At 60.9% G+C, this 24820-nt stretch carries 19 protein-coding genes and 6 pseudogenes; 21 read left to right on the top strand and 4 right to left on the bottom strand.

Annotation, left to right across the window (positions count from 1 at the left end):
* The first annotated feature begins 79 nt into the window (after positions 1 to 79).
* The 4 genes from BFD71_RS28360 to waaA all read left to right on the top strand — a co-directional run bounded on the left by BFD71_RS28360 (position 80) and on the right by waaA (position 5170).
* A complete protein-coding gene (locus BFD71_RS28360) occupies positions 80 to 1474 on the top strand; it encodes a phosphomannomutase/phosphoglucomutase (protein ID WP_069267637.1) in 1395 nt (464 codons plus the stop codon).
* A gap of 183 nt (positions 1475 to 1657) precedes the next feature.
* The gene (gene waaC, locus BFD71_RS28355; RefSeq protein WP_176732973.1) at positions 1658 to 2659 is read left to right on the top strand and encodes a lipopolysaccharide heptosyltransferase I; all 1002 of its coding nucleotides are present in this window, start codon (positions 1658 to 1660) and stop codon (positions 2657 to 2659) included.
* A gap of 233 nt (positions 2660 to 2892) precedes the next feature.
* Entirely contained in the window at positions 2893 to 3777 is an 885-nt protein-coding gene (locus BFD71_RS28350) for a Kdo hydroxylase family protein (RefSeq protein WP_069267635.1), read from the top strand.
* Between the two features lie 85 nt (positions 3778 to 3862).
* On the top strand, positions 3863 to 5170 hold the full coding sequence (gene waaA, locus BFD71_RS28345) for a lipid IV(A) 3-deoxy-D-manno-octulosonic acid transferase (RefSeq protein ID WP_069267634.1): 1308 nt from the start codon (positions 3863 to 3865) through the stop codon (positions 5168 to 5170).
* A 148-nt stretch (positions 5171 to 5318) separates the two neighbouring features.
* Here waaA and BFD71_RS28340 read toward each other — a convergent pair whose 3' ends face one another.
* Both BFD71_RS28340 and BFD71_RS28335 read right to left on the bottom strand, forming a co-directional pair.
* Positions 5319 to 6431 carry a glycosyltransferase family 9 protein gene (locus BFD71_RS28340; protein ID WP_069267633.1) on the bottom strand — a complete coding sequence of 371 codons (1113 nt, stop codon included), beginning with the start codon at positions 6429 to 6431 and terminating at the stop codon, positions 5319 to 5321.
* A 217-nt stretch (positions 6432 to 6648) separates the two neighbouring features.
* Positions 6649 to 7320: a methyltransferase family protein gene (locus BFD71_RS28335; protein WP_069267632.1), complete on the bottom strand. Its 672-nt coding sequence runs from the start codon at positions 7318 to 7320 to the stop codon at positions 6649 to 6651.
* A 219-nt stretch (positions 7321 to 7539) separates the two neighbouring features.
* On the opposite strand from BFD71_RS28335, the pseudogene BFD71_RS28330 reads away from it, so the two are divergent.
* The 17 genes and pseudogenes from BFD71_RS28330 to BFD71_RS40815 form a co-directional block, all read left to right on the top strand.
* Positions 7540 to 7919, top strand: a pseudogene (locus tag BFD71_RS28330) (3-deoxy-D-manno-octulosonic acid transferase); the annotation flags it as partial.
* A gap of 42 nt (positions 7920 to 7961) precedes the next feature.
* Positions 7962 to 8936 (top strand): annotated as a pseudogene (locus tag BFD71_RS28325) (glycosyltransferase family protein); the annotation flags it as partial.
* Complete coding sequence (locus BFD71_RS43055; RefSeq protein ID WP_441830573.1) at positions 8903 to 9028, top strand: glycosyltransferase family protein; 126 nt, start codon at positions 8903 to 8905, stop codon at positions 9026 to 9028. The pseudogene BFD71_RS28325 and the gene BFD71_RS43055, both read left to right, overlap by 34 nt.
* A gap of 109 nt (positions 9029 to 9137) precedes the next feature.
* Positions 9138 to 9455, top strand: a pseudogene (locus tag BFD71_RS42340) (3-deoxy-D-manno-octulosonic acid transferase); the annotation flags it as partial.
* 24 nt (positions 9456 to 9479) lie between these two features.
* Positions 9480 to 9734: pseudogene (locus tag BFD71_RS40820) on the top strand (integrase core domain-containing protein); the annotation flags it as partial.
* Between the two features lie 830 nt (positions 9735 to 10564).
* Positions 10565 to 11050 (top strand): type VI secretion system baseplate subunit TssE, encoded by a 486-nt coding sequence (gene tssE, locus BFD71_RS28310; RefSeq protein ID WP_370684321.1) that lies wholly within the window; start codon positions 10565 to 10567, stop codon positions 11048 to 11050.
* Positions 11043 to 11312: pseudogene (locus BFD71_RS28305) on the top strand (type VI secretion system baseplate subunit TssF); the annotation flags it as partial. The gene tssE and the pseudogene BFD71_RS28305, both read left to right, overlap by 8 nt.
* Positions 11313 to 11406: 94 nt before the next feature.
* Entirely contained in the window at positions 11407 to 13989 is a 2583-nt protein-coding gene (locus tag BFD71_RS28300; protein ID WP_069267625.1) for a type VI secretion system Vgr family protein, read from the top strand.
* A 5-nt stretch (positions 13990 to 13994) separates the two neighbouring features.
* Positions 13995 to 14978: a DUF4123 domain-containing protein gene (locus BFD71_RS28295; protein ID WP_069267624.1), complete on the top strand. Its 984-nt coding sequence runs from the start codon at positions 13995 to 13997 to the stop codon at positions 14976 to 14978.
* 44 nt (positions 14979 to 15022) lie between these two features.
* Entirely contained in the window at positions 15023 to 17938 is a 2916-nt protein-coding gene (locus tag BFD71_RS28290) for a T6SS effector BTH_I2691 family protein (RefSeq protein WP_069267623.1), read from the top strand.
* Positions 17935 to 18675, top strand: coding sequence for a putative type VI secretion system effector (locus tag BFD71_RS28285; RefSeq protein ID WP_069267622.1), 741 nt, complete (start codon positions 17935 to 17937; stop codon positions 18673 to 18675). Before BFD71_RS28290 ends, BFD71_RS28285 begins: the two co-directional genes overlap by 4 nt.
* A 21-nt stretch (positions 18676 to 18696) precedes the next feature.
* Entirely contained in the window at positions 18697 to 19437 is a 741-nt protein-coding gene (locus BFD71_RS28280; RefSeq protein ID WP_069267621.1) for a putative type VI secretion system effector, read from the top strand.
* A gap of 21 nt (positions 19438 to 19458) precedes the next feature.
* A complete protein-coding gene (locus BFD71_RS28275) occupies positions 19459 to 20199 on the top strand; it encodes a putative type VI secretion system effector (protein WP_069267620.1) in 741 nt (246 codons plus the stop codon).
* Between the two features lie 65 nt (positions 20200 to 20264).
* Positions 20265 to 20540, top strand: a complete 276-nt coding sequence (locus BFD71_RS28270) for a PAAR domain-containing protein (RefSeq protein WP_069267619.1) — start codon at positions 20265 to 20267, stop codon at positions 20538 to 20540.
* Positions 20541 to 20555: 15 nt separating this feature from the next.
* On the top strand, positions 20556 to 21026 hold the full coding sequence (locus tag BFD71_RS39455; RefSeq protein ID WP_083245513.1) for a type VI secretion system baseplate subunit TssG: 471 nt from the start codon (positions 20556 to 20558) through the stop codon (positions 21024 to 21026).
* A pseudogene (locus BFD71_RS39450) lies at positions 20920 to 21165 on the top strand (transglycosylase SLT domain-containing protein); the annotation flags it as partial. The gene BFD71_RS39455 and the pseudogene BFD71_RS39450, both read left to right, overlap by 107 nt.
* A gap of 175 nt (positions 21166 to 21340) precedes the next feature.
* Positions 21341 to 22198 carry a hypothetical protein gene (locus BFD71_RS40815; RefSeq protein ID WP_141710824.1) on the top strand — a complete coding sequence of 286 codons (858 nt, stop codon included), beginning with the start codon at positions 21341 to 21343 and terminating at the stop codon, positions 22196 to 22198.
* Positions 22199 to 22866: 668 nt separating this feature from the next.
* On the opposite strand, the gene tauC is transcribed toward BFD71_RS40815, so the two are convergent.
* On the bottom strand, positions 22867 to 23727 hold the full coding sequence (gene tauC / locus BFD71_RS28260) for a taurine ABC transporter permease TauC (protein WP_069267617.1): 861 nt from the start codon (positions 23725 to 23727) through the stop codon (positions 22867 to 22869).
* 1 nt (position 23728) lies between these two features.
* Positions 23729 to 24511 (bottom strand): taurine ABC transporter ATP-binding protein, encoded by a 783-nt coding sequence (locus BFD71_RS28255; protein WP_069267616.1) that lies wholly within the window; start codon positions 24509 to 24511, stop codon positions 23729 to 23731.
* Between the last annotated feature and the right edge of the window lie 309 nt (positions 24512 to 24820).

Below are 24820 nucleotides of genomic sequence, written 5' to 3'. Positions count from 1 at the left end.
TTTTCGTAACGCGAAAGGCTTTCAACTGCCTGTCCGTGTTACGAATAGACCCGAATCCCATCAGGACGTGAGCCCCAACATGATTTCGAAATCGATTTTCAAGGCATATGACATTCGCGGCGTGATCGGCAAGACGCTCGACACCGACACCGCGCGCGCCATCGGCCGCGCCTTCGGCAGCGAAGTGCGCGCGCAGGGCGGCGACGCCGTGGTGATCGCGCGCGACGGCCGGCTCTCGGGTCCCGATCTCTCGCGAGCCCTGGCTGACGGCCTGTGCGAGGCCGGCGTGGACGTGGTCGACGTCGGCATGGTGCCCACGCCCGTGGGCTACTTCGCCGCGAGCGTGCCGCTCAAGCTGGTGGGCGGCGAGCGCAACGTGGACTCGTGCATCGTCGTGACGGGCAGCCACAATCCGCCCGACTACAACGGCTTCAAGATGGTCCTGCGCGGCAAGGCCATCTACGGCGACCAGATCCTCGCGCTGTATGACCGCATCGTGGCAGACCGTTTCGACGCGGGCGAGGGCAGCTACACGAAGTACGACATCGCCGACACCTATGTCGATCGCATCCTGAGCGACGTGAAGCTCGCGCGCCCCCTGAAGATCGTCGTCGACACCGGCAACGGCGTGGCGGGCGACCTGGCGCCGCGTCTGTTCAAGGCGATGGGCTGCGAGCTGGTCGAGCTCTTCACGGAAGTGGACGGCAATTTCCCGAACCACCATCCGGACCCGGCGCACCCCGAGAATCTGCAGGACGTGATCCGGGCGCTGAAGGAAACGGATGCGGAAATCGGCTTCGCCTTCGACGGCGACGGCGACCGTCTGGGCGTCGTGACCAAGGACGGCCAGATCATCTATCCGGATCGCCAGCTCATGCTGTTTGCCGAGGAAGTGCTCTCGCGCAACCCGGGCAAGCAGATCATCTACGACGTGAAGTGCACGCGCAATCTCGCGAAGTGGGTGAAGGAAAAGGGCGGTGAGCCGCTCATGTGGAAGACGGGCCACTCGCTCGTGAAGGCGAAGCTGCGCGAAACCGGCGCGCCGCTCGCGGGCGAAATGAGCGGCCACGTGTTCTTCAAGGACCGCTGGTACGGCTTCGACGACGGCCTGTACACGGGCGCGCGTCTGCTCGAAATCCTCTCGCGCGTGGCCGATCCGAGCAAGCTGCTCAACGACCTGCCGAATTCGCACGCCACGCCCGAGCTGCAGCTGAAGCTCGAGGAAGGCGAGAACTTCGAGCTGATCGGCAAGCTGCAGAAGAACGCGAAGTTCACGGGCGCGGACGAGGTCATCACCATCGACGGCCTGCGCGTGGAATACCCGGACGGCTTTGGTCTTGCCCGCTCGTCGAACACCACGCCCGTGGTCGTGATGCGTTTCGAGGCCGACAATGATGCCGCGCTCGCGCGCATCCAGGCCGACTTCAAGCGGGTGATTCTCGCCGAGAAGCCGGACGCGAAGCTGCCGTTCTAAGCCTCCAGGGGCCGCTGTGCCCCTTGCGGCTCCTTGCGTTCATATGACGCGCCTAACGGCGCCGCGCCAGTTACAGCGCGGCGCCGTTTGCATTCCTTTCCGCGCATTTCCCCGGTTTTTCTTTGCATTTGCGTGCGGCGCGCTAAAATTGCCCACCTTTTTAATCTGTCCGCACAAAGTACCCTGAGCGTGCAAAAGATCCTCATCGTGCGCGTGTCGTCGCTTGGCGACGTCGTCCACAACATGCCCGCCATCGCCGATATCCGGCGGCGGTACCCCGACGCGCAGATCGACTGGCTCGTCGAAGAAGGCTTCCAGTCGCTCGTCGAGCTCGTGGAGGGCGTGCGCCGCGCGATCCCGTTTTCGCTGCGCCGCTGGCGCAAGGGCCTCTTCTCTGCTGCCAACTGGCGCGAGATCGGCGCGTTCCGGCGCGCGCTCGCGGCCGAGAAGTACGACCTCGTGATCGACTGCCAGGGGCTCATCAAGACGGCATGGGTGGCGAGCTGGGCGCGCGGGCCACTCGTCGGCCTGGGCAACCGCACCGATGGCGCGGGCTACGAGTGGCCGGTGCGCTTCTTCTACGACCGCTCGATTCGCATCGAGCCGCGCACCCACGTGGTCGAGCGTACGCGCAAACTGGTCGCGGGCGCGCTCGATCTCGCCCCGCCGTCGCCCACCGACGATATCGAGTTCGGCCTCGACACCTACCGCGCCGCGCAGGCGCTCGCGGGCGTTGGGCTGAACCTGCCGGTACCCTATGTCGTGTTCGTGCACGCCACGTCGCGCGCCGACAAGCAGTGGCCCGACCAGCACTGGATCGAGCTTGGTCAGGCGCTCGTGAGGCGCGGCGCGTCGCTCGTGCTGCCCTGGGGCAGCGAGGCCGAGCGCGCCACGAGCGAGCGCCTCGCGCGCGAATTCGGTGAAGCCGCGATCGTGCCGCCCAGGCTCTCGCTGCCTGCCGTGGTGGGCCTGGTCGACGGCGCGGCCGCCACGGTGGGCGTGGACACGGGGCTCGTGCACATCGCGGCGGCGCTGAAGCGCCCGACCGTCGAGTTGTACAATTTCGCGACCGCCTGGCGCACGGGCGGCTACTGGTCGCCGAACGTCGTCAATCTGGGCACGGCAGGCCAGCCGCCAACGCTTGCGCAGGTGAAGGGCGCGCTGGCGGGCTTCGGGCTGCTGTAGCGGCGCGCCGCCGCAGCGCAGGCGCCTGACATACTGAGGGGCTGCGGCGCGTCAAGGCGCACCACTGAGGCTGCGGGTATAAGAATCGGCGCTCGCGGGGTTGCACGAGTGAGCGCCAGGGCTTGGCCGGCATGAATCGCGCGAGATGGCAAAGAGGCGGGCAACTGGGCACGCCACGCTCGCACCGCGCCACACCGGCAGGCAATCAGATCCATCGCTTCCAGGGGCGAACAATGAACGATTCCCAGATCATCGAAATCACGTCCGCAGACTGGCACGGCCAGCAGCTCTCGCAACCGCGCGAGACGCTGCTCGACGCCGTCGAGCAGGGCAAGGTGCTGTATTTTCCGAATCTGGCCTTCGCGATCGAAGGCGGCGAGCGCGCGCTGCTCGACCCCGCGATCGCCGACCCCAAGCGCAAGAACATCAGCCTCGACCCGAACGGCGGCGCGCTGCACGGCGTGCTCGGCGACACTGTCACGCAGACGGCCGTGCGTGCGTTGATCGCCCGCTACCAGACCTGCGCTCGCACGCTGGTGGACGGCCTCTTTCCCGAATACACCGGCAAGCTGCGCGTGGCGCCTACGAGCCTGCGCCTGCATCAGGTGGAAACGCGTGAGACCTCGTGGCGCAAGGACGATTCGCGCCTGCACGTGGATGCCTTTCCCTCGCGTCCGAACTACGGCGAGCGCATCCTGCGCGTGTTCACCAACGTCAACCCGAACGGCGTGCCGCGCGTGTGGCGCGTGGGCGAGCCGTTCGAGGACATGGCAAAGCGCTTCCTGCCCAACATCAAGCCGCAGTTTCCGGGCTCGGCGTGGCTGCAGAACCTGCTGCACATCACGAAGTCGCAGCGCAGCGAGTACGACCATCTGATGCTCAATCTCCACGACGGCATGAAGGCCGATCTCGATTACCAGAAGGCGTGCCCGCAGGAGACCATCGGTTTTCCGCCGGGCAGCGTCTGGGTGTGCTTCTCCGATCACACTTCGCATGCGGTAATGTCCGGTCAGTTCATGATGGAGCAGACCTTCTTCCTGCCGGTGAAGGACATGGTGCATCCCGAATGGGCGCCGCTCGGCATTCTCGAACGCCTCAAGGGCAAGGAACTGGTTTGAATCCACGTGCGATGCGCTTGCCGATCCACGCCTCCTGCCGCGCGGCCGCGGCGTTTCGCATGACCGTGGCCGACGCGGAGGCCCGATGCTGAGAGCGATCTATCGCGCGGCCTGGTGGCTCATTGCCCCGCTCGCGGTCCTGCGGCTATTCATTCGCTCGCGCCGGGAGCGCGGCTATCGGGAGCATATCGGCGAGCGATTCGGCTATGCGGCAGGGCGTTTGCCCGAGGACGATGCGGCGCTCATCTGGGTGCATGCCGTCTCCGTGGGCGAAACCCGCGCGGCTCAGCCGCTCGTCGACGGGCTGCTGGCGGCGCGGCCTGACGCGCGCATTCTGCTCACGCACATGACGCCGGGCGGCCGCGCAACCGGCGAGCAGCTGTTCGGCAATCGCGTGTTGCGCTGCTACCTGCCGTACGACATGCCGCACGCCGTGCGGCGTTTCCTGCACGCATGGCGGCCGTCGCTCGGCCTCGTGATGGAAACCGAGGTCTGGCCCACGCTCATCGACGAGTGCAAGCGTGCCGACGTGCCGCTCGTGCTCACCAACGCGCGCATGTCGGCGCGCTCGTTCAAGCGCGCGGCGAAGTTCGGCGCGGGCGCGCGCGAGGTGTTCGGCGGTTTCACACGTGTGCTCGCGCAAAGTCCCTCCGATGCGGAGCGCCTCACCGCGCTTGGCGCGCGCAACGTGGCGGTGCTTGGCAACCTCAAGTTCGACATGGCGAGCCCGCCGGCGCTGATCGCGCGGGGCCGTGAATGGCGGCGCGCGATCGGCGAGCGGCCGGTGTGGGTGGCGGCGAGCACGCGCGAAGGGGAAGAGGAGCTCGTGCTACAGGCCTTCGCGGCACTCGATGTGCCCGACGCCCTTTTGATCCTCGTGCCGCGCCATCCGCAGCGCTTCGATGAGGTGGCAGCACTCGTGGAGCGCAGGAACTACAAGCTCGAACGGCGCTCGCGCTGGGCGCCGCCCGCGACTGCGGCCGCTGCGGCGCACGCGGGCGTGCGCGTGTTGCCGCAGGATGTGAGTGTGCTGCTCGGCGATTCGATGGGGGAGATGGGCGCTTACTACGCTGCCGCCGATCTCGCGTTTATCGGTGGCAGTCTCCTGCCGCTCGGCGGGCAAAATCTGATCGAAGCGTGCGCCGTGGGCGTGCCGGTGCTGATCGGGCCGCACGTGTTCAACTTCACGCAGGCCACCGCCGACGCCACGGCCGCGGGGGCGGCCCTGCAGGTTAAGGATCCCGCCGATCTCGCGCGCGCCTTGCACGAACTCTTCAACGACAAGTCACGCCGGGTTGCGATGGGCGCGGCTGCCGCCGCATTCGCCTCGCGCCACCGTGGCGCGACGGCGCGCACGGTGGATGTTGTAGAGGCGCTCGTCTCGGATGTATGAATTCGCGCGCGGTAGCGCGCAGTTCGCTCAATTCCACCGCGCTCGCCGCACGTCAATGGCAGGTTGTGCGTACACCGCTTGCCGACCTGAACGAGCTCTGATTGCGCCAAGCTCGAACAGAGCATGGCAATCGGTCTGCTCGCGCGGTTCACCCAGGCAGAATATCTTTCATGACATTCACCACATCATTTGGCTCAATGCTCGTCACATCACTGGCCCCCGTCAGTGGAGCACATTTAAAAAAATCGTTCTCGACGTAGCGGGTTCTCGGGTCAATGTCATTGCTAAACAAAGCGATGGTCGGCACGCCGGCCGCGTGCGCAATATGCAGAAGCCCGCCGTCCGCCCCTACAAATAGCCTGCTCTGACTTATCAGGGAAAAGCATTCATGGATCTTCAACTTGCCAACCAATGAGGTGAGCTTCAGATTCCTGAATTGCATGCCGATCAGATCGTTTGCTTCCGCGAGTCCATTATCCGATCCGACCAGGACGAACTCATAACGCGACAACCCCGCATCATCGTCGAGCCGAGCTAGAACCTCTGCCCACTTACCGTAGATACGGGGGGATTCCCTGCCGCCGACCGAAATGGCGACTCTCCCGGCACAGCCCTCCGATGGAAAATCATCGCACCTGGGAGCGTCGAGGACGAGTCGGGCACTTTTATACAGGTCCCTCTCGGCGATCCCGCATTTCAGGATCTTGTTGAAAGCGTAGTAGCTGAACTGTATGTGATTGAAATTGCGCCCTGCATACCATCCGATCAGGCTGGTAAATCTCGATTGGCTCGCATGCCTGATTTTTTCTTTTATTACGCGAATTCCAAGCTTGTTCAGTATGATGAAATCGTATTCGCTGAAATTGATTTGACGATAATCCGTGTAGATTTTCGATATGTACCGGTCATGCCGAAAGAGCTCGGCCAGTGACGGATCGAGCACAACATCCAGCTTGTACGGGGTGCTGCCAATTAATGCCCGCCCGGAAAGATCCATCAACGCGTCGCCGATGTTGTTGACGCCGCTGTACGCCAATAAAATCCGGGCGCCATCATGCAAGTCCGCGGCTTCCGTATACAGGCCGAGCTGCCGGTTAAATGAAAGTATCGACCATTTATGCAACTGCTTTTTCAGAAGCGAAATCTTCTTATAAAAAGAGAGATTCTCGACCTCATCCTGAATGATTCCCGGATGAGGAACGCGAAGGCTTCTATCTATAAAACCATGGACCGGTTCGACTTTCCTTTTTTCACTCTGCATGAGCCTGCCCGCAACGTCCTTATCCTTTGACCGAAAGCCTATTATGCCACCGTGTGTCTGATGTACTCGCGCTCCGGCGACGCCTTAGAATCGCTAGCGCAAGTCGCCCACGAAACGTGAACAGATAACTGCAGCAGCGAGGGACGCCTAAGGTAACCGGCGGCGAAGCCGTCCGGGTTGAACGGAATGTTAGGCCGCCCATCGACAGCATGCGCCACTACCAGAGAAGCGGCGCCAGCCGGTAATGTACCCGGCCTCGATAGTCGCAGTAGCCCGCGAGGTTGGCCGCCAGGTAGACCTCCTCGCGCGTCAGCCGCCACACGATGACCGGGACGATCAAGGCAGCCGGGATAAGCGCCCACCACGAGCCCAGCGCGAGGGGTATTCCGGCGATCATGATCAGCGCGCCGGCGTACATAGGGTGGCGCACGATGGCATAGGGACCGGTGTCGATGACGTGCTGGCCCTCGGCGATCTCGATCGTGCTGGCGGTGAAGGTGTTCTCGCGGAAGGTAAGGAAAACAATCAGGAAGCCGATGGCGATCATGGAGTCGCCAGCGAGCGAAACGGCGGCGGGCACCTGGGACCAGCCGAAGCGTCTGTCGAACCCCGACGCGGCGAAGATGGCCAGAAAGACAGATCCCGCCAGCCCCTGGACGACGTTCTGCATCGGATCGGGCTCCGAGCCAGGCACCGCCTTCACTCGCCGCTCCAGCAGCGCCCTGTCGCGGAACCAGAGCCAGACGGTGATGGCCCCGGCGCATCCAAAGAACACCGCCAGCATCGCCCACGCGCGCCCATCGTCCAGCGTCCCCGCCGAACCGAAGAGCACGCCGGCGATGACCACGAACAGGAAGACGAAGCCCCTAAAAGCGCGCATTAGCAGCATAAGCAAAGCCCATAAGTGGCCGAATGCAGCACAAGAGTATAAACGCGGCGCAAATGAAGAACCGGCTGTCTTGAAGGATTTCCGTTTGCTGGCGCATGAGTTTGTTGATTTATTCAAGCCGCCGGCCTTCTCTCAATAAATGAGTACCATATCATTGCGCACGTGCGGACGATCCGACTGGCTGCGGTGGCCTTGCCGCATGCGGGTGTGCGGTTGTTCCCTCAGGACGTAAGCGTCCTGCGCGGCGACTCGATGGGGAGATGGGCGCTTACTCCGCCATCGCTGACCTTGCATTCATTGGTGGCAGTCTGTTGCCACTCAGTGGGGAGAAACTGGTCGAAGCGTGCGCAGTAGGCGTGCAGGTATTGATCGGGCCGCACGTGTTCAACTTCACGCAGGCCACCGCCGACGCCACGGCCACGGGCGCGGCCTTGCAGGTTAAGGATCCTGCCGATCTCGCGCGCGCCTTGCACGAACTCTTCAACGACAAGTCACGCCGGGTTGCGATGGGCGCGGCTGCCGCCGCATTCGCCTCGCGCCACCGCGGCGCAACGGCGCGCACAGTGGACGTTGTGGAGGCGCTCGTCCCGGATGTATGAATTCGCGCGCGGTAGCGCGTGCGCCAGTCGCACAACGACAACATGGACACGGTTGGACAAGCGCCTATGACGAAGACGATCTCGCGAATCCTCATCGCGCATCCGCGCTTTCCGCCCTTGGCTGACGACTACGCCGATGCTTTCGAGAAGGCTGGCGTGAAGGCGAAGACCTTCATCATCGAGGATCAGATCCACTGGGTCTCACGCTACATTTTTTGCAGAATCAACAAGCTCGCCCGTACGCTTCGCCTCGTCCCGAGAGGCACGGACTTGTTCCGCAAGCACCATCTGAGTGAGGCCAACCATCTGGCGACACGGCTCAGTGAAGAAGTGGCTGCCTATCAGCCCGATGTCGTGCTGTGCATTCATGGCAAAAGAGCCGAAATCTTCCGGTTGCGGGAATCAAGAGTCACGAAGGCAGGCAGGTGGGTCGAGAAAAACGACAACTGGTCCGAACTGGAAGCGGCCACGCGCGACTTTGACGTCTACTTCGCATTCGCACCCGCTGTCGTCGACGCGATTCAGTCGCATGGTCGTGAGGCTCGCTACCTGCCGCACGGTGCCAATGTTCGTCAGCATTATCCGATTGCTGGCACTGCCAAAGAAATCGATCTGGTATTTCTCGGCGCCTGGAGTCCGTGGCGTGACCAGGTCATTGCTAGCGCGTTCCAGGCGACGCAGGACATCGCGCTATATGGGCATTCGTGGATCAAGAAAAGCCGGCTGCCACGCGATATGCTGCGCCGTATCCACAAAGGAGACGTCATCCTCGGTGCGCCTCTGAATGCGCTTCACAACAAGGCACGCGTGGCCCTCAATGCGGACCGGACGGTCAGGCTCGGTCTGAACATGAGGTATTTCGAAGTGCTTGCCAGCGGGTCATGCCTGTTGACGGATAAAGCCGAGGATCTTCACGACTATTTCACCGACAACGAGCATTTGTGCGTCTATCAGGATCTCGAGGACAAGCAGCGAAAGCTGCGATGGCCCTCGACAACGAGGACGAGCGTCTGCGAATCAGCGCGAATGGTTTGCGCGAAGTTTCACAGCACCATACTTGCGACCACCGGGTCCAGTCGCTGATGGCGATGATTGGATCGCCGCAATGACGCGGCCAGTGATAAGCCGCCTTCGAACGTTGCAGGTGGAACGTCGTTGTGCTGCTCGTGTTGTAGTCAGCACCGTCTCTTCTCCTGCTGGAGGTGAGGCGCGGTTACTCACGCTGGCGACGATTTTGCTTTCATCGGCGGCAGTTTCTTGTCGCTCGGCGGGCACAACCTGATCGAAGCATGCGCCGTAGGCCTGCCGGTGCTGATCGGGCCGCACGAGTTCAACTTCAGCACCTCCGACGCCACGGCCGCGGGCGCCGCCCCGCCCCGCAGCTTCAGGTCCCCGCCGATCTCGCGCGCGGCTTGCGCGAACTCTTCAACGACAAGCCGCGCCGGGCCACCATGGGCGCGGCTGCGGCGGCATTCGCCTCGCGTCACCGCGGCGCATACGGTGGACGTTGTACAGGCGCTCGTTCCAGATGTATGACCTTGCGTGCGGTAGCGCGTAGTCCGCTCAATTCCACTGCGCTCGCCGTATCTCAATGGCAGAGTTGAACGTTCACCGCTTCCGTCCTGGGCGAGTGTGGATTACACCATGCTCGGACACAGCAGGCGATCGGCCTGCGAATCGAAGAGTGGCAGTTCGACCATAACTGAGCTCGGCCACACGGCTCACCGGCGGCACGACTCCTGTTGACCGCATTTCGGAACTTCGCGAAATCCTACCCCTCTTGGGGAAGTGGAAAGCGTGTACGACGAGCGGAAAAGCACAAGTGACCCCTGTTTTATGATGCATTTCCTCTGGCCGCTGTGTTCAGCCAGGAGCAGGTACCTGATCCACGCGGCTACCAGGGCACCGGCGACCGGATTTTCGTTCAAAGCGGGCAGGGTTGGCCCCCTGACGCGCTGAACGTGGCTGTCGAGAACTTCCTCTGGATCGTGGCGGCCGTTATGTTCAAACAATGTGCGAACGTCGACTACTACCGGAAGACCGTGCTCAATCGAATGGGGTGGCGGTGACGGGGCGGTTGACCCCGATCGCCGGAGCTTGACCTCGCTCATGAGAGGAACCCGTGGATCTTGATATCAGGCGCACTGTGCCATTCCATTGACGCCGCTAAGGGGCGACCGGGAACCTGCCACAAAGCCAGAGCATCGCGCTCTGGCTTCTCTTGCATTTCCGGGGCGCAGAGCCGCGGCGGGCAGTCTTTCAACGTCTCTGGCCTTCGGTGAGACATCATGACCCGCAACAAGCCCCCGACCAAACTCGTCACGTCGGGTACGGCTTTGCAAGCTAGGCCGATCGGCGGCAAAACGATGTCGGATCCAACTCGATCTAGAACGCCGGGCGCAGTTCGATAGCGAACTTGATCAGTTTTTCCTTACGGCGATATTTACCGGTCGTTATATTGTTGTATCCGCAATTATTACCCGATTTCTCCATTCGCCAAGAAGCGCGCTATTATTTTTTCCGAAGCCGTTGAACTACACAATAATCGCCGGTACCATTGCGCCGATTCATGCGACGTTAATCAGTCGGTTAATCATTTCCGGCTGTTTCGGGATATTCATCTGGCATACGCCGGTAATGGAATTATGCGTTTTGAACCAAGGCTGTTTGACAAGCTGTTTTATAACGCGCCGGATTCCGCTGCCGTGCGTACGCTCTCGCTCGAAGAGCTCAAGAGCACCGTGGCGCAGGATCTTGAAGCCCTGCTAAACACGCGTATGGCGTTTTCGGAGGACGACCTGGGCGGCTTTCCCGAATGTTCGCGCTCGATTATCACCTACGGCTTGAACGACTTCTCGGGGCGAACACTCGCAAGCCACGACGACCGCAAGTTCATCTGCGAATCCATCGGGCGGGCTATCGCGCGGCATGAGCATCGCCTGGTGGACGTGAGGGTGACGCTTGAGATGCGTGCGCGGTCCACCAATGCACTGCACTTCGCCATCAAGGCCATGCTGGTGGTCCATCCGGCGCAAGAACGGGCCAGTTTCGATGCACAGCTGCAGCCTTCGACACACCGGTATTCGGTCACGCGTGGGCGCGGCAAGGCTCAGGGGACGTTCGGTGGATGACCTGTTACGGCACTACGAGCGCGAGCTGACGTTCCTGCGCCGCTATTCGTCAGATTTCGCCCAACGCTACCCGAAGACCGCCGGGCGTTTGGGAGTCAGTGGCGAGCACGTCGAGGACCCGCACGTTGAGCGACTGATCGAATCGTTCGCGTTTCTTGGCGCGCGCATCAGCAAGAAAATCGAGGACGACTATCCCGAGTTCACCGATGCGCTCCTGGAGGTCCTGTATCCGCACTACCTGCGGCCCTTTCCAGGGATTTCCAGGCGCACTGGCCAGGAAATCAACCGCTGCCAACCACGCAGCGGCGATTCGATCCTCGTGTAACCCGCACACCGAAACGAACGGAAAAAAGATCATGGATGCCTACGAGCAGATCCGCGATATCAGCCAGGGCGTGGTCCAGAACGACCGGCTGCTGAAGCTCGATACCCCGCTGGGCAAGGATGTGCTGTTGCCACTGCGCGCGGTCGGCCAGTCGAGGATCGGTCGCGATTACGGCTTTACGGTCGACATGGTGTCGGCTTTCCGGCAGATCGAACTCAAGCAGTTGATCGCCCAGCCCGTCACGCTCTGGATCCGCCAGAACGATAAGACGTACCAGCCGCATCACGGTTACGTGCATACAGCGCGCCGGCTTGGGGCCGATGGGGGGCTTGTTCACACGCAGCTCGAATTTGCCTCATGGTTACACTTCCTGCGCTTTCGCAAGGATGCCCGTATCTGGCAGGATAGGACAGTACAGGACATCCTGGCCGACGTGTTCAATGCGCATCCGCAGGCGCGAGGCCGGTTCCGCTTCAACCTCTACGGGCAACTTAAGACACCGCTCGCTCCGCGCTCGTTCTGCATGCAGTACGAGGACGACTGGACCTTTGTGCACCGACTCCTCGAGGCCGAGGGCCTCTGGGGCTACTTCGAGCAGGCGGAGGATGGACAGTCGCATACGCTGGTCATCACGGACTACAACTACTTCGCGAGCGAGCTCAAGCCCGGCCAGATTCACTTCTCGCGCTCGGCGATTGACGCCGAGGTTGACGGTTTCTCGCAATGGTCGGGTACGCGCACGCTTCAGAGTGTGCGCTATACGAGTGTCACCGGGGACTACAAGGCGCCCCTGAGCAGCAAGACCCAGAGCAAGAACACCGTGCCCAATCAGGGTGATCTGCCTGACCAGACCGAGGTCTACGAATACACCGGGAAATACACGTGGCTGGACAACAACCGGGGCGACCACCTGGCAACGCTGCGCATGGAGGAGTTCGAGTCGCGCGCCAAGCGGTTCCATGGTGCAGGCAGTGTCCGCCGTATGGACGCAGGCCGGTATTTTGAACTCGTAGATCACCCCGACCATGAGAGGGACGCGCAACAGCAGCGCCAGTTCCTCGCCATCGAGGTGCAGTGGTTTATCGAGAACAACCTGCCCGCTGGCAACACGCGACCGTTCCCGGGGAGCCTGGAGGGCGAAGTCGCGCAGATGCGCGAGAGCTACCAGGGCGAGGCGTCGGAGGATGACACGCCGCGGGCACCACGGAAAACAGCGGCAGGGGAGCGCGACGGCTTCTTTCTGACGCTGGTCGAGGCTCAGCGCATGAGCGTGCCGTACCGCAGCCCGTTCGAGCACAAAAAGCCGCAGATGCAGATCCAGACGGCGACCGTCACCGGCCCGTCGGGCGCGGAGGTCTACACCGATCCGCTGAACCGCATCAAGGCTCGCTTCGAGTGGGACCGCCTGAACCCGGGTGACGAAAAATCCTCGTGCTGGCTGCGGGTGGCGATGTCGGACACGGGCGGCGGCTACGGTGGCGTGCATGTGCCCCGTGTGGGCGAAGAAATTCTCGTGGACTGGGTGAACGGGGATTGTGACCGGCCTATTGTGACGGGCCGCGTGTACAACGGTTCGGCGACGCCGAACTGGCACTCGAACGGAATACTGTCGGGCTACCGGTCGAAAGAGTATGGCGGCGGCAGTGGCTATAACCAGATGGTGCTGGACGACGCAACGGCCCAGAACCGCATGCAACTCTACTCGACAAGTGCGAATTCCCAGCTTCATTTAGGGTACCTGATAGCGCAGAACGACAATACGCGCGGTGCGTATCTGGGCAGTGGCTTTGACCTGAAGTCGGATGCGTATGGCGCAATCCGTGCGGGCCAGGGGCTGTATGTCTCGACGCATCCGGCAGGCGTTGCCCAGCCGATGAACGTGACCGCCGCAAGCGAGCAACTGGCGAGCGCGGAAAGCGTGGCCGATCTGGCGTCGCAGGCGAGTACGGCAAACCAGGCGGAGAGCTTGCAGGATGGCCTGGACGCCCTGAAAAAGTTCACCGACGCGACGCAATATAGCGTAGCAGGCAGCAGCGGTAGCGGCGGCAACACGGGCGGCGGCGGGACCGGTAACGCCAACGGATTTTCCACACCGATCATGCTGATCGCGAGCCCATCGGGCGTCGGGATGTCGACGCAGGATTCGGTCCACATCACGGCAAACCAGCAGGTCAACATCGTGAGCGGAAAGAACACGCATGTGGCCACCGGCCAGTCGCTGGTTGCCAGCGTGATGGAGAAGATCAGCCTGTTTGCCCAGAACGCCGGGATCAAGCTGTTCGCCGCGAAGGGCAAGGTTGAGATTCAGGCGCAGAGCGACGAGATGAAGCTTGCTGCGCAGAACGATGTGACGGTCACGAGTTCGAATGGCAAGGTCGTGATCTCGGCGGACAAGGAAATCTGGATCGGCGCGGGCGGCTCGTACATCAAGATTACGCCCGACCAGATCGAGAATGGGTCGAGCGGAAAGATCCTCGAGCGTGCTGCGTCGTGGAGCAAGCAGGGTGCGTCGTCGATGCGGTTGCCTGCACCGCTCACAAGCGTCCCGAAGGGCTGCGCCTGGAAAACGGCTGCCGCGTCGGCTGATAGCGCATCAAGTGTCCCGCTGGAGTAACTGCAATGGATCATCCGAATACCCCAGGCGCTGTGCAGGAGGCAGATGGCGGCTCCGAGGAAGAAGTCGTCAACGCGACCCTCGACGTCCTGCGCACGTATTTCAGCAAGAATCCGGAGATGCACTGCTTCCTGGCCGTCGATCCGGCGCAGCGGGATCTGACTGACGAAGAACGCTCAGGCCCGGACGCTGCCGCCTCGCGTGCGGTGGTGGAAATCGATCACGACGGGTTTCCGGAGGCGCATCAACCTTACCTGATTGAGCTGGACCTCGCGACGCCGACGGGTATGACGCTTTTGAAAGAGAGCGTCCGGCTGGCGCACGAAGACAGACGTCCGGAATCGATGGCTGCGGGACTGGGGCAGCGCATTGGTGGATGGCTCGCCAGTTCTGCGTCGCTTGCCGAGGTGGCTGCGCACTGGTCCGGCCACGCGCTGCAATACGACGATCAGGGTCACGCATGCGTGCTGCGTTTCTACGACGCGCGCGCGCTCAGCCTGATCTGGCCGATGCTGAGCGGGCGACAGCAGCAGGCATTGCTGGGGCCAGTCAAGGTCTGGCATGCACTTGATGCGAGTGCGAGGCCACGCGTCTACAGCCAGACTGGTGAATCAAACCGGGAACTGGCGCTGACCGCTGCTCAATGGCAGCAGATTCATCGTCATGGCCCGATCAACCGGGCGCTCGCACTGCATGCGGTGGCGAAGGGGCGTCAGCCCAAGCCATCGGACATCGAAACGGCCGTTGCCGCTGCGGAGCGGGCGGAAAGATATGGCCTTGCCGACCGGAACGACCACATCGCTTTTATTGGTCACGCGCTGGCATGGCATCCACAGTTCGATCTGTATCCGAAGGTGCTGAGTGTCCTGGGCAACATGGCGCCGGATGATTTTTATACCGCAGGCATCAGCGAACTGACGCAGGCCGATATTGCGGACATCCGCAGTGGCGCGTGGTATGACCGGCTGACCCCGCCCACGCTCCGCTAAAGCCCGCTTTTGGCACAGTCTGAATCAGATACGTAGGGAAATGTATGGCAGCCAAACCGAAGTGTGACAATTGCGAGAAAACCGGCCTGGCGATCCTGCCTGTGCGATACACGGTCCTGCCCAAGGACGTGAAAGCCCAAATGCCGGGCGGCCTGAGCGGGGAGCGCGTGACGGGTGTCGGCTTGACGGATCATCACTACGGCGTGCGCACGTTACGCGAGGGCTGGATCTATCTCTTCTACGAAGTGGGTGCGCGAGGTAGCCAGTACTGGGAGGTCTACAAGGTGACTGCGGACGGTCGTCTCTGGAAGCACGACCTGGCGTCGCCGGCATCTCCGACGCTGTCCGGCGAAACCAGAACCGATCCGGCCTGCGCACAATGCGCCATCGCCGTACCGATGGATATCATCGCCATCGAGCAACCGAAGAAGTGTACCGGGAAGGTCTACATCGCATTTTCCGAACATGCATGGCACGCCGAAGTCTTCAATCACTACAAGACGGATGCGAAGCTGCGCACGGCGCGGATGCAGTACATTGAGCCGTCGAAGTGGATCAAGGGGGGCGCGGATGCCCACGGGCATGCCATTGCGGCGACTGAGTCTGCCATCGACGCTGTACTTGAATACATGCCGGCGTTCGATCCGAAGCAGTTCAGCCTGCCCGACGACAAGCAGCCGTTCAGCACGGATAAGGGCGACTACAAGGACGACTGGCTGAAGCTGAAAGTCACGCGCTATCCCCTTTTCATCCGGCAGGCCTCGCCGCTCTCGACGAGCCAGGCGCTTGTAAAACTGATGCAGCAGGTCGGTACAGACGCTTCCGGGTCATCCCATCCGCCAATGCTGCTTGCGCTCTGGGACAGTATCGGCAATGTCCACGAACTCAACGGGTTCCGCAGCGATCCTGTGTCATGGCTTGACCGTTACGTGGCGACCGAGCGCACGCTGCAGGTCGGGGCGCAGCATGATGTTGACGCGGCGAAAGCGATCGTCCAGTCGCGCAATGAGGAGCGGGTCAAGGGGCAGGATACCGTGATGAATCCCCTCGCCAGCCCGGACGCGCCGGCGATGCTGGCAAAGCAGCGTGCCCAGGCACTGGCCGGTGCCGATCCGGCGCGGGCTGCGCAGATCAACGCGTTCTACGACGACCAGGCCTGGATGGCAGCCAACAATACGCCGCCCAGTTACCAGCGACGGCTCAACGTGATTGGAATCAGTTCCTCGGCCACCAATCCTAATTCAAGCGCACCCTATACCGGTGCGTATCGCGACGAGGTCATGTCGGAGGCCCGTGCGTATGCACAGAAGAAGGGCGGGCAGCATGCCCGCGATCTTCAGTCGCAGATTGATTCCTCGACGGCCTATGAGTGGTCGAAATACGCGGCGCGACTCAGGGCGAAGGATCTCGATCATTTTCGCGACCAGTACCAGAAACTACGGACGTCCGTCCATGACCTGCAGGAAACCCGGAGCGCAGACGTTGGGGCCTGGCTGCAGGCGCAGCTACTGTTCGACACGCTGGAGGACTATGGGTCCACTGACCTCAATGATGCGGCCGCGTTCGAGATTGTCGTCACCGACGCAACGGCGGGATTGGGTAGTACGCCCACGGGGAAGAAGATTCTCGATACGCTCGTCGCGCAGTGGAATCCCGTCGAGCTTCCGAGTCTCATCTGGCGCGTCTTCGCGATGAACCAGATGGACGCGCGTCAGGAGCTTGCGGAATATCTGAAGACCGCGCAGGCGAAAAAGGATACGCCGCTGGCTGCGCCTGCGGGCCAGGCAGCAGGCGGTCATAGCCCCGGTGTCGATGCCGTGATCAGTGCATCCGGCACGCTCGCCAAACTGAACGGTTACTACAGCAAGCTCGCGTCGCTGGCAACTCAAAGCGATCCGGCAAAGATCACACCAGCAGGCAACGCGCTCAAACGTCTTCATGCCGACACGTTCGTGATGAGCGTCGGGGATGCGATCTATCGAAAATTCCGGATTAACCAGATGGGTGATTTCGTCGGTGAGAAACTCATCCAGACGCTTTTACTCACACGCGCCGGCGTGTCCAACACCGATGCGATCGCTCTGGTGCGCAAGCAGGCGGATCTCGAACTGATGAGTCGCGAGGAAAAACTCTCGCGTGTACGCGCTGCGGTTCCCTTCCTGCGCGCGGGTGCTTCCGCGAAAACACCGCCTGCCACGAAGGATCTGTACGACACGTGGCATCAGATGGCGCAAACCGAAGACGGCGTGAAGTCATTACGAGCGGCCCGGATTGGTGTCGTAGCAATGCTGCTGGAGTCGGTCAACTTCTACAAGCTCATGACGGGTGCCAAGGACGATGATACCAACAAGAAACTGGTGCAGTCCGGCGTCTCCCTGCTCTCATCGATGATCACGATCACCATGACACCGTATTATGCGGCGCTGAAGAACTCGAATCGCACGCGGGCCTGGAAGTTTGTGGGGGGAGGATTGGGCGCGATCGGAGCCGCGATTTCCGTCTGGATGGACTCAGCGAAAGCCATCGATGCCGGTTCTAAAAGGCAGTTTGATGCAACGATAATTTACACAATTAAAACACTCACAGATTTCGGTATTACCGGCGCCATCGTGATCGACACCATCAGTACATCGGCCCCGTTGCTCAAGACGATCGCGAGGCGATATGGCACGGAAGCTGTGATTGCGGCCGTAGAGGCCATAACGGAGAGAGCAGCTGCCTGGGCAGTTCTAAGAGGGATCGGCATGCTGCTGGGATGGGAGGCGGCGATCGGTCTGATCGTGCTCCAGGCCGCTGCGGACTGGCTTACGCCCACCGCCCTTGAAACGTGGTGCTCGGAATGCGCCTTTGGAACGGGCCGCACATCGTTCTTCCGCGCCAAGGACTACAGTGTGAAGCTCTATACGGACCCTGCCGAGCAGGAGAAGGACTATGTCTCAGCCATGACCCAGTCGATATGAAAAATCAAGAATCGAGGCAATCCACGGTCCTTCTGTCAGGCACGATCTCGGAACTGAAACGTTCGCGCCGGACTCGTGATTTTGTTCTGACGCAGGTTCAGCATCGACAGATCGGTGCGACTGCCGTGGCTGCGTCGCTGATGGGAGCAGGAGCCATCGGTATTGGCCTCATCAGCATGGCAGGTAATTCGGAAGAGGAGGCGGACTGGGTGCAGTTCAATCTGGACGGCAAACAGGTCGAGGGCTGGCTATGGATGATGCCGATGCTTAACGGTGACTCTGTTGAGGTCGCCGCAGAACAGATCGGCGAGAACCGGTACGTCGCCTATGCAGTCAGGCGAAAGGAAGACGGCTTGCTGGCGATTTATCCCCACGCAACCGCAGGGCGCAGCGCGCATTTCCGGAAATCGGTCAAGGCGTGGATATTAGTCTCAATTGCCATGTATGCAATTCTTCCCATTCTTTGGATCGCTCAGAGAGGGGTTGAGATATTCCAAAATGAAGGAGTAAGGTTTGGTCTTTTGATTGCCCTGCCATTCTGGATGGTTTTTTCTGGAATCATTGCATTGAGGGTCTCGTGGAAGCTCATGGGGTTCGTCAGAATGGCAGAATATATTTTTTCAATTTTCGAATGGAAAAATATACAAAAAATTGATCTCCGAAAAATTTCGCGGAAAAATCGCCTGGGCGACACATCCGCGAAATTCGGAAACCTCTATTTCAGGTACAAGGAATAGCTGATTTCGGAATCCTGCTATATGAGAAGCCAAGATTTGGGCCAATCCACGGTCCTTCTGTCAGGCACGATCTCGGAGCTGAAACGTTCGCGCCGGGCTCGTGATTTTGTCCTCACGCAGGTTCAGCATCGACAGATCGGCGCGACTGCCGCGGCTGCGTCGCTAATGGGAAGCGGAGCCATCGGCATTGGCCTGATCAGTATGGCAGGTAGTTCGGAAGAGGAGGCGGACTGGGTGCAGTTCAATCTGGACGGCAAACAGGTCGAGGGCTGGCTATGGATGATGCCGATGCTGAACCGCGATGTCGTTGAGGTTGCTGCAGAGCAGATCGGCGAGAACCGGTACGTCGCCTATGCAGTCAGGCGAAAGGAGGATGGTCTACTCGCGATTTATCCGCACGCGACCGCAGGAAGGAGTGCGCATTTTTGGAAAGCGGGTAAGGCATCACTATATTGGGTGATTGCAACTTATCTGGTGTTGATGATTATCGGGGTGATAAAAATAGGTGTAAAAATATTCATGAGCGACAATTTCATAACATTTTTATTGATATCTGCCCCATTTCTTGTAGTGTTTGCCGGAATTGTTTCCTTGCGTGTCGCCTGGAAGCTTATGGGCTTTGTCAGGTTGGCTGAACTGATTTTCTCGACGTTTGGCTGGAGCAACATAAAGAACATCGATCTCCGCAAGATTTCTCGAAAAAATCGCCTGGGCGACACATCCGCCAAATTCGGAAACCTCTATTTCAGGTACAAGGAATAGCTGATTTCGGTATCCTGCTATATGAGAAGCCAAGATTTAGGCCAATCCAGCGTGTTGCTGTCAGGCACGATCTCGGAGCTGAAACGTTCGCGCCGGACTCATGATTTTGTTCTGACGCAGGTTCAGCACCAACAGATCGGTGCGACTGCCGTGGCTGCGTCGCTGATGGGAAGCGGAGCCATCGGCATTGGACTGATCAGTATGGCAGGTAACTCGGAAGAGGAGGCGGACTGGGTGCAGTTCAATCTGGACGGCAAACAGGTCGAGGGCTGGCTATGGATGATGCCGATGCTTAACGGTGACTCTGTTGAGGTCGCCGCAGAACAGATCGGCGAGAGCCGGTACGTCGCGTATGCAGTCAGGCGAAAGGAAGATGGCTTACTGGCGATTTATCCCCACGCAACCGCAGGGCGCAGCGCGCATTTCCGGAAATCGGTCAAGGCATGGCTATGCTGGACAATTGTGGGTTATTTAGCGGTAACCACGCTAATGGTAATTCAGGCCGGGGGGGAATTATTTCATGACGACGGTGCAAGATTCTTTTTCTTGATGGTCATCCCATTTTTGATGGCTTTTACTGGAATCATTGCCTTGAGGGTCTCGTGGAAGCTCATGGGTTTTGTCAGGATGGCTGAACTGATTTTCTCGACATTTGGCTGGAGCAACATAAAGAACATCGATCTCCGCAAGACTTCACGGGAAAATCGCCAAGGCGATAAATCTGCGAAATTTGGCAATCTTTACTTCAGGTATAAGGAATAGCGGGGTCCGAAATTCTGGATAACGTGATACCTGATTTGAGCAATGGCAGCAAGCGAGGTAGTCCTATGAGCAAGGCCCTGGTATGCGATGGCGACCCGACCACGACTGGCGGACATGTCATCGCAACGACATCAAGCATGTACGACGGCCACAAACGTATCGCCCTTGATCACGAGATGGCCACGTGCGGCAAGTGCCCGGGCGAACATCCGATCCAGGGCACCGGCACAGACATGGAGGAGGATGGGCGAGCCTGTGTGCTCGACGGCGATCTCGTGCTGTGTCCGTGCAAGGACAACCACGTCAAGGCCGGCGGCGCCGCCGGGTGCGCGACTGACTGACGCGGAATACGTACCATGTCGACCTGGCCCGAAGATTCACGTTCCCTCGAACGCCTGCTCGCTGAACCCTGGCGTACGGAGTTCTTCCAGACAGCGCGCCTGCTCGAACGATGGTTCGTCGGTCACGGTCGCGCGCGGCAACAGGATGCGGTGCCTGACCGCATTACGTTTCGCACGACACTGTCAACGACATTACCGCCGAGCGAAATCGAGCAGATTGTCTCGTTTAATGCTGCGGGTGAGCGGTTGGGCGACAAACAGCAGCGCGCCGCGGCGGACGTGTTCCGGGTCGACGTCACTCCGGCCTTCTTTGGCCTGCTTGGCAGCCAGGGGGCGCTACCGCTGCGGTATACCGAGCAGATCACGCGGGAGCACCGTGATCCTCGCGCAGAATATCCTCCAGTTCGGCCCGACATGGAACGCGGTAGGTGCGTACAACGCCGCGTCGCCCGACAGGCGGCTTGCGTATGCGCGCAAGGTTTATGATGCCGCTCAGTCCATTTCCGGTTCACCGGATACGCCCATGCCCATTCTCCCGCCCTCGTTTACGCCGCCGCAGGCGTACATCCCGTTTGCGGGCCTCGAAATCACCAGCGCACCCGCCGTGTCGAAGAACACCGCGTCGGTCTCGTCCGACGCACTGTGGTATGCGATTCGATCGACGTCGACCGGGGTGCCCGTGAAGCAGCCCTCTGCGACGCCAGCGCAGTCTATCGATCCGCAGCCGGCACCGCCGAAGTCTCCGGTGCCCGGCACGAGCACCGATGCGCTCTGGTACATCACAAAGTAATCGGATTCCCATGACGGATATGTCGAGCGAATGTGAGCGACGGACAGTCCCAGACGCCGGTCCGAGCCTGCCCGTCTGGTTTAAGTCGGCGTTCGCGCACGTCACTCAGGACGAGTATCGGAAACTCGTGCAGGTCTGGAGTGAGGAGCTGGCATTGCGGGACATGGCCGCAACGTTGTCAGCGCTGCAACCGGAACATCTGGCGACAATTGCGTGCCCATATTGCGAGAACCGGAATGTCTCAGTGATAAAACCCGACCAGGCGTTCTATCATTGCGACGCCTGCGATTCGAATTTTTCCCGTTCGAAGAACACACCGTTTTATCGCCTTCAGCGTCAGAGCTATCCACGCATCTATGCAACGGCCGTTTTGCTGTGGGCCTCATGGACGCCGTTTGAAGCGTGGCGGATCTCGGGAGCCAGTGATGCGGGCCTGTTCAGGCGATACCGTAAGCGACTTGAAACCCTGTTTTCCGATGTGCTGGAGCAGTGTCGCGAGGCAGGGACGTTACCTGTTTCGCGACCGCGCTACCGGTTGGGCTTTTCGCCGGCCGACCAAGGGCTCCAGTGCCTGCGCTGCGGATCACCCGTGCAGTATTTCCACCGCAGCGATGGCGACAATCCCGGCGTTCAATGTATTGCCTGCGGGTACCAGACATACCTGCTTGCGAAACATCGGCAACGATTGCCTGTGCCGCAGGACGTAGCTTGCCCGCACTGCGACGGTCGCGATATTGCGAAGATTAACGAGGCAAGAACTCAACGTATCTTCTACAGATGTCGGGCGTGCAAGCGGATGTGGTATCCGGATGCGAGAAAGCTTAAAGTGTCTGCCGTCCTTAGACGCGAAGCTGATGAGAAACGGTGATCACCAGACAGTTTATGCCGCTGTGGGGGCCGGCGAGAACTCGACAACGTGTTCTACGTGGCAACGATCGCCGGCTCGGCACGCTTGATGGAGGCACTGGTGAAGAAGGACGTCCGTCCTCAAGCCCGCGGCACAAGGTGGCTCGCGGCATCCCTGGTCTGGTTCCTTGACGCTGGAGTCAACATAGATGCATTGGAATGAGCTTGCGGATTGGGCAAAGAATATGCCGCAGGACGCGGCGAACAACCGCCTGGAAGCCTGGATGAAACGCCTCCACCTCAGGACCCACCCGTCCAGTCATGGCGTGCCGTTGCAAGCGACGCTCGATCGAGACAGTGAAGTGTTTCGCGGTTCTCGCTCAGCCATGACTTGCGCGCAAAGGAATTGCGGTCCGATTATCAAGCGGAATTACAAAGACTCCTCTCAAGTCCACGTCAGGCACCTGAAACGCAAGTGAAGACCTGTGCGTCTAAAGCGCAGCGCACTGACAGCCGTGAAAAACCAACGGGCTCGCCTGCCGCTGCTCGGCAGGTGTAAAACTTGGCTGGCACAGGTCACGGGGAGAGACGACGCAGTCAACGGACGTTATCAGCCAAGGTTGAACATCCGAATGAGCGCCGCTCACTCGAGTTTCAGTGCGCGCGCGGTGTGGGGCAGCAGGAAGGAGTTCAACCTTCCTCGTGCCAGGGTGTGAGCTTGCGCTGCACGGCACGCAATCCGAGTTCGAGCACGAGCGCAATGGCGCCGATCAGCAGAATGCCGGCGACCACAACATCCGTGACGAGAAAGCGCGAGGCCGAATACACCATGAAGCCCAGGCCTCTCGTGGCAGCGATCAGTTCGGCGGCCACGAGCGTGGACCATCCCGCGCCCAGCGCAATTCGCACGCCCGTGAGGATTTCCGGCAGCGCGCTAGGCAGCACTACGTGGACGAGCAACTGAAAACGAGTCGCGCCTAGCGACTGCGCCGCAAGCAATCGGCTTTTCGCTACGCGGTTCGCACCCGCAGCAGTGGCGATGGCCAGCGGCGCGAAGATCGTGAAGTAGATCAGCAGCACCTTCGACAGTTCGCCGATGCCGAACCAGATCACCATCAGCGGCAGATAGGCGAGCGGCGGCACAGGGCGATAGAACTCGATGATGGGGTCGAGCACGCCGCGCGCGACTCGGCTCGTGGCGATGCCGATGCCTGCCGGAATCGCGGTGACGACTGCGAGCGCGAACGCAAGTGCAATGCGCGAGAGGCTGGCGGCGAGATGCTGCGTGAGCGTGGCATCGTCGAAGCCATCGGTATAGAGACGCACGAGTTTGCGCAACACGGCCTCAGGCGTGGGCAACAGCACGGGAGGCAGCCATTGCAGATGACTCGCGAGCCACCAGAGCGCCAGCAGCGACCCGAGCGTCGCGGCGGTGGCAACATGGCCTGCGTGAAAGCGCGGAGCATCGTTGCGCGCTCGCGTTGGCTCCCGGGTATCTTGATGGGCTTCTGCTGCTGCAAGCGTCGCACTAGGGGAGTCGTTAATCGCCATATCAGGCCCCTTCGGTTTCGCGCATCAACTGGTCGAGCAACTCCAGATGAATCGCGGTGAATGCCGGATCGCTGCGGATGGAGCGCAGCGATTCGCCCTGGGCATAACGGCGCGAGAAATCGAGCCGATGGCGCGCGACGACGCGGCCCGGGCGCGGCGAGAGAATCAGCAATTCGGTCGACAGCAGCACGGCTTCTTCGATGCTGTGCGTGATGAGAAAAATGCCCTTGCTGGTCTGCCTCCAGACATCAAGCAGCAGGCTCTGCATGCGTTCGCGCGTGAGCGCATCGAGTGCGCCTAGCGGCTCGTCCATCAGCAAAAATGCGGGGTCGGCGGCGAGCGCACGTGCAAGGCCCACTCGCTGACGCATGCCGCCCGAGATCTCGCTGATGCGGTGCCGCTCGAAGCCGCCGAGCTTCACGAGCTCGAGTACTTCGGACGCGCGATGCGCGCGTTGAGCGCGGCTCGCGCCCTGCATGCGCAGGCCGAACGAGACGTTGTCGATCACGTTGAGCCACGGCATCAACGCATCGTCCTGGAAGACCACGCCGCGGCTCGCATGAGGGCCGCTCACTGAAACGCCGTCGAGCGTCACCGTGCCCGAGGTGGCCCGCTGGAAACCGGCGAGCAGCGAGAGCAAGGTGCTCTTGCCGCAACCGGATGCACCGAGCGCCACGACGATCTCGCCGCTCTTCACCGACACCGAGACATCCTGCAACGCGGTGAGCGCACCGCGCGCACTTTCGTATATGACGCTGACGTGTTCTGCTTTCAGCTCCGCCATGTTCGACTCCTGTGCGCCGGTCTAAACCGGCAGAGTGTTGTGAATGAAAGAGTCATACGTTGAAGGCCTAGCCAGCCACGGCGGCCCCGAGTCATGCGTGTGTATCCGCAAGGATGCAGGCGAAGCGTTGATAGGGGTACGCGTGGGCCGGGTATTGAGCCGCGAAATACATGCCCCACGGCGAAAGTCGCGGGATGACCGGGGTGCCGAGGCGCTGGGAGTTCGCCGAAGGCCACACTGGTGCTGCCGCCATGGCGAGGCAGTGCCGGACCCCGCGCGGTCAGAGACCCCGCGCACGCGCGGAAACAT

It is taken from the genome of Paraburkholderia nodosa, assembly GCF_001718195.1.
GTDB lineage: Bacteria > Pseudomonadota > Gammaproteobacteria > Burkholderiales > Burkholderiaceae > Paraburkholderia > Paraburkholderia nodosa_A.
Note: the sequence above shows the minus strand (reverse complement) of the source record. Positions and strands in the feature narration are given on the sequence as shown.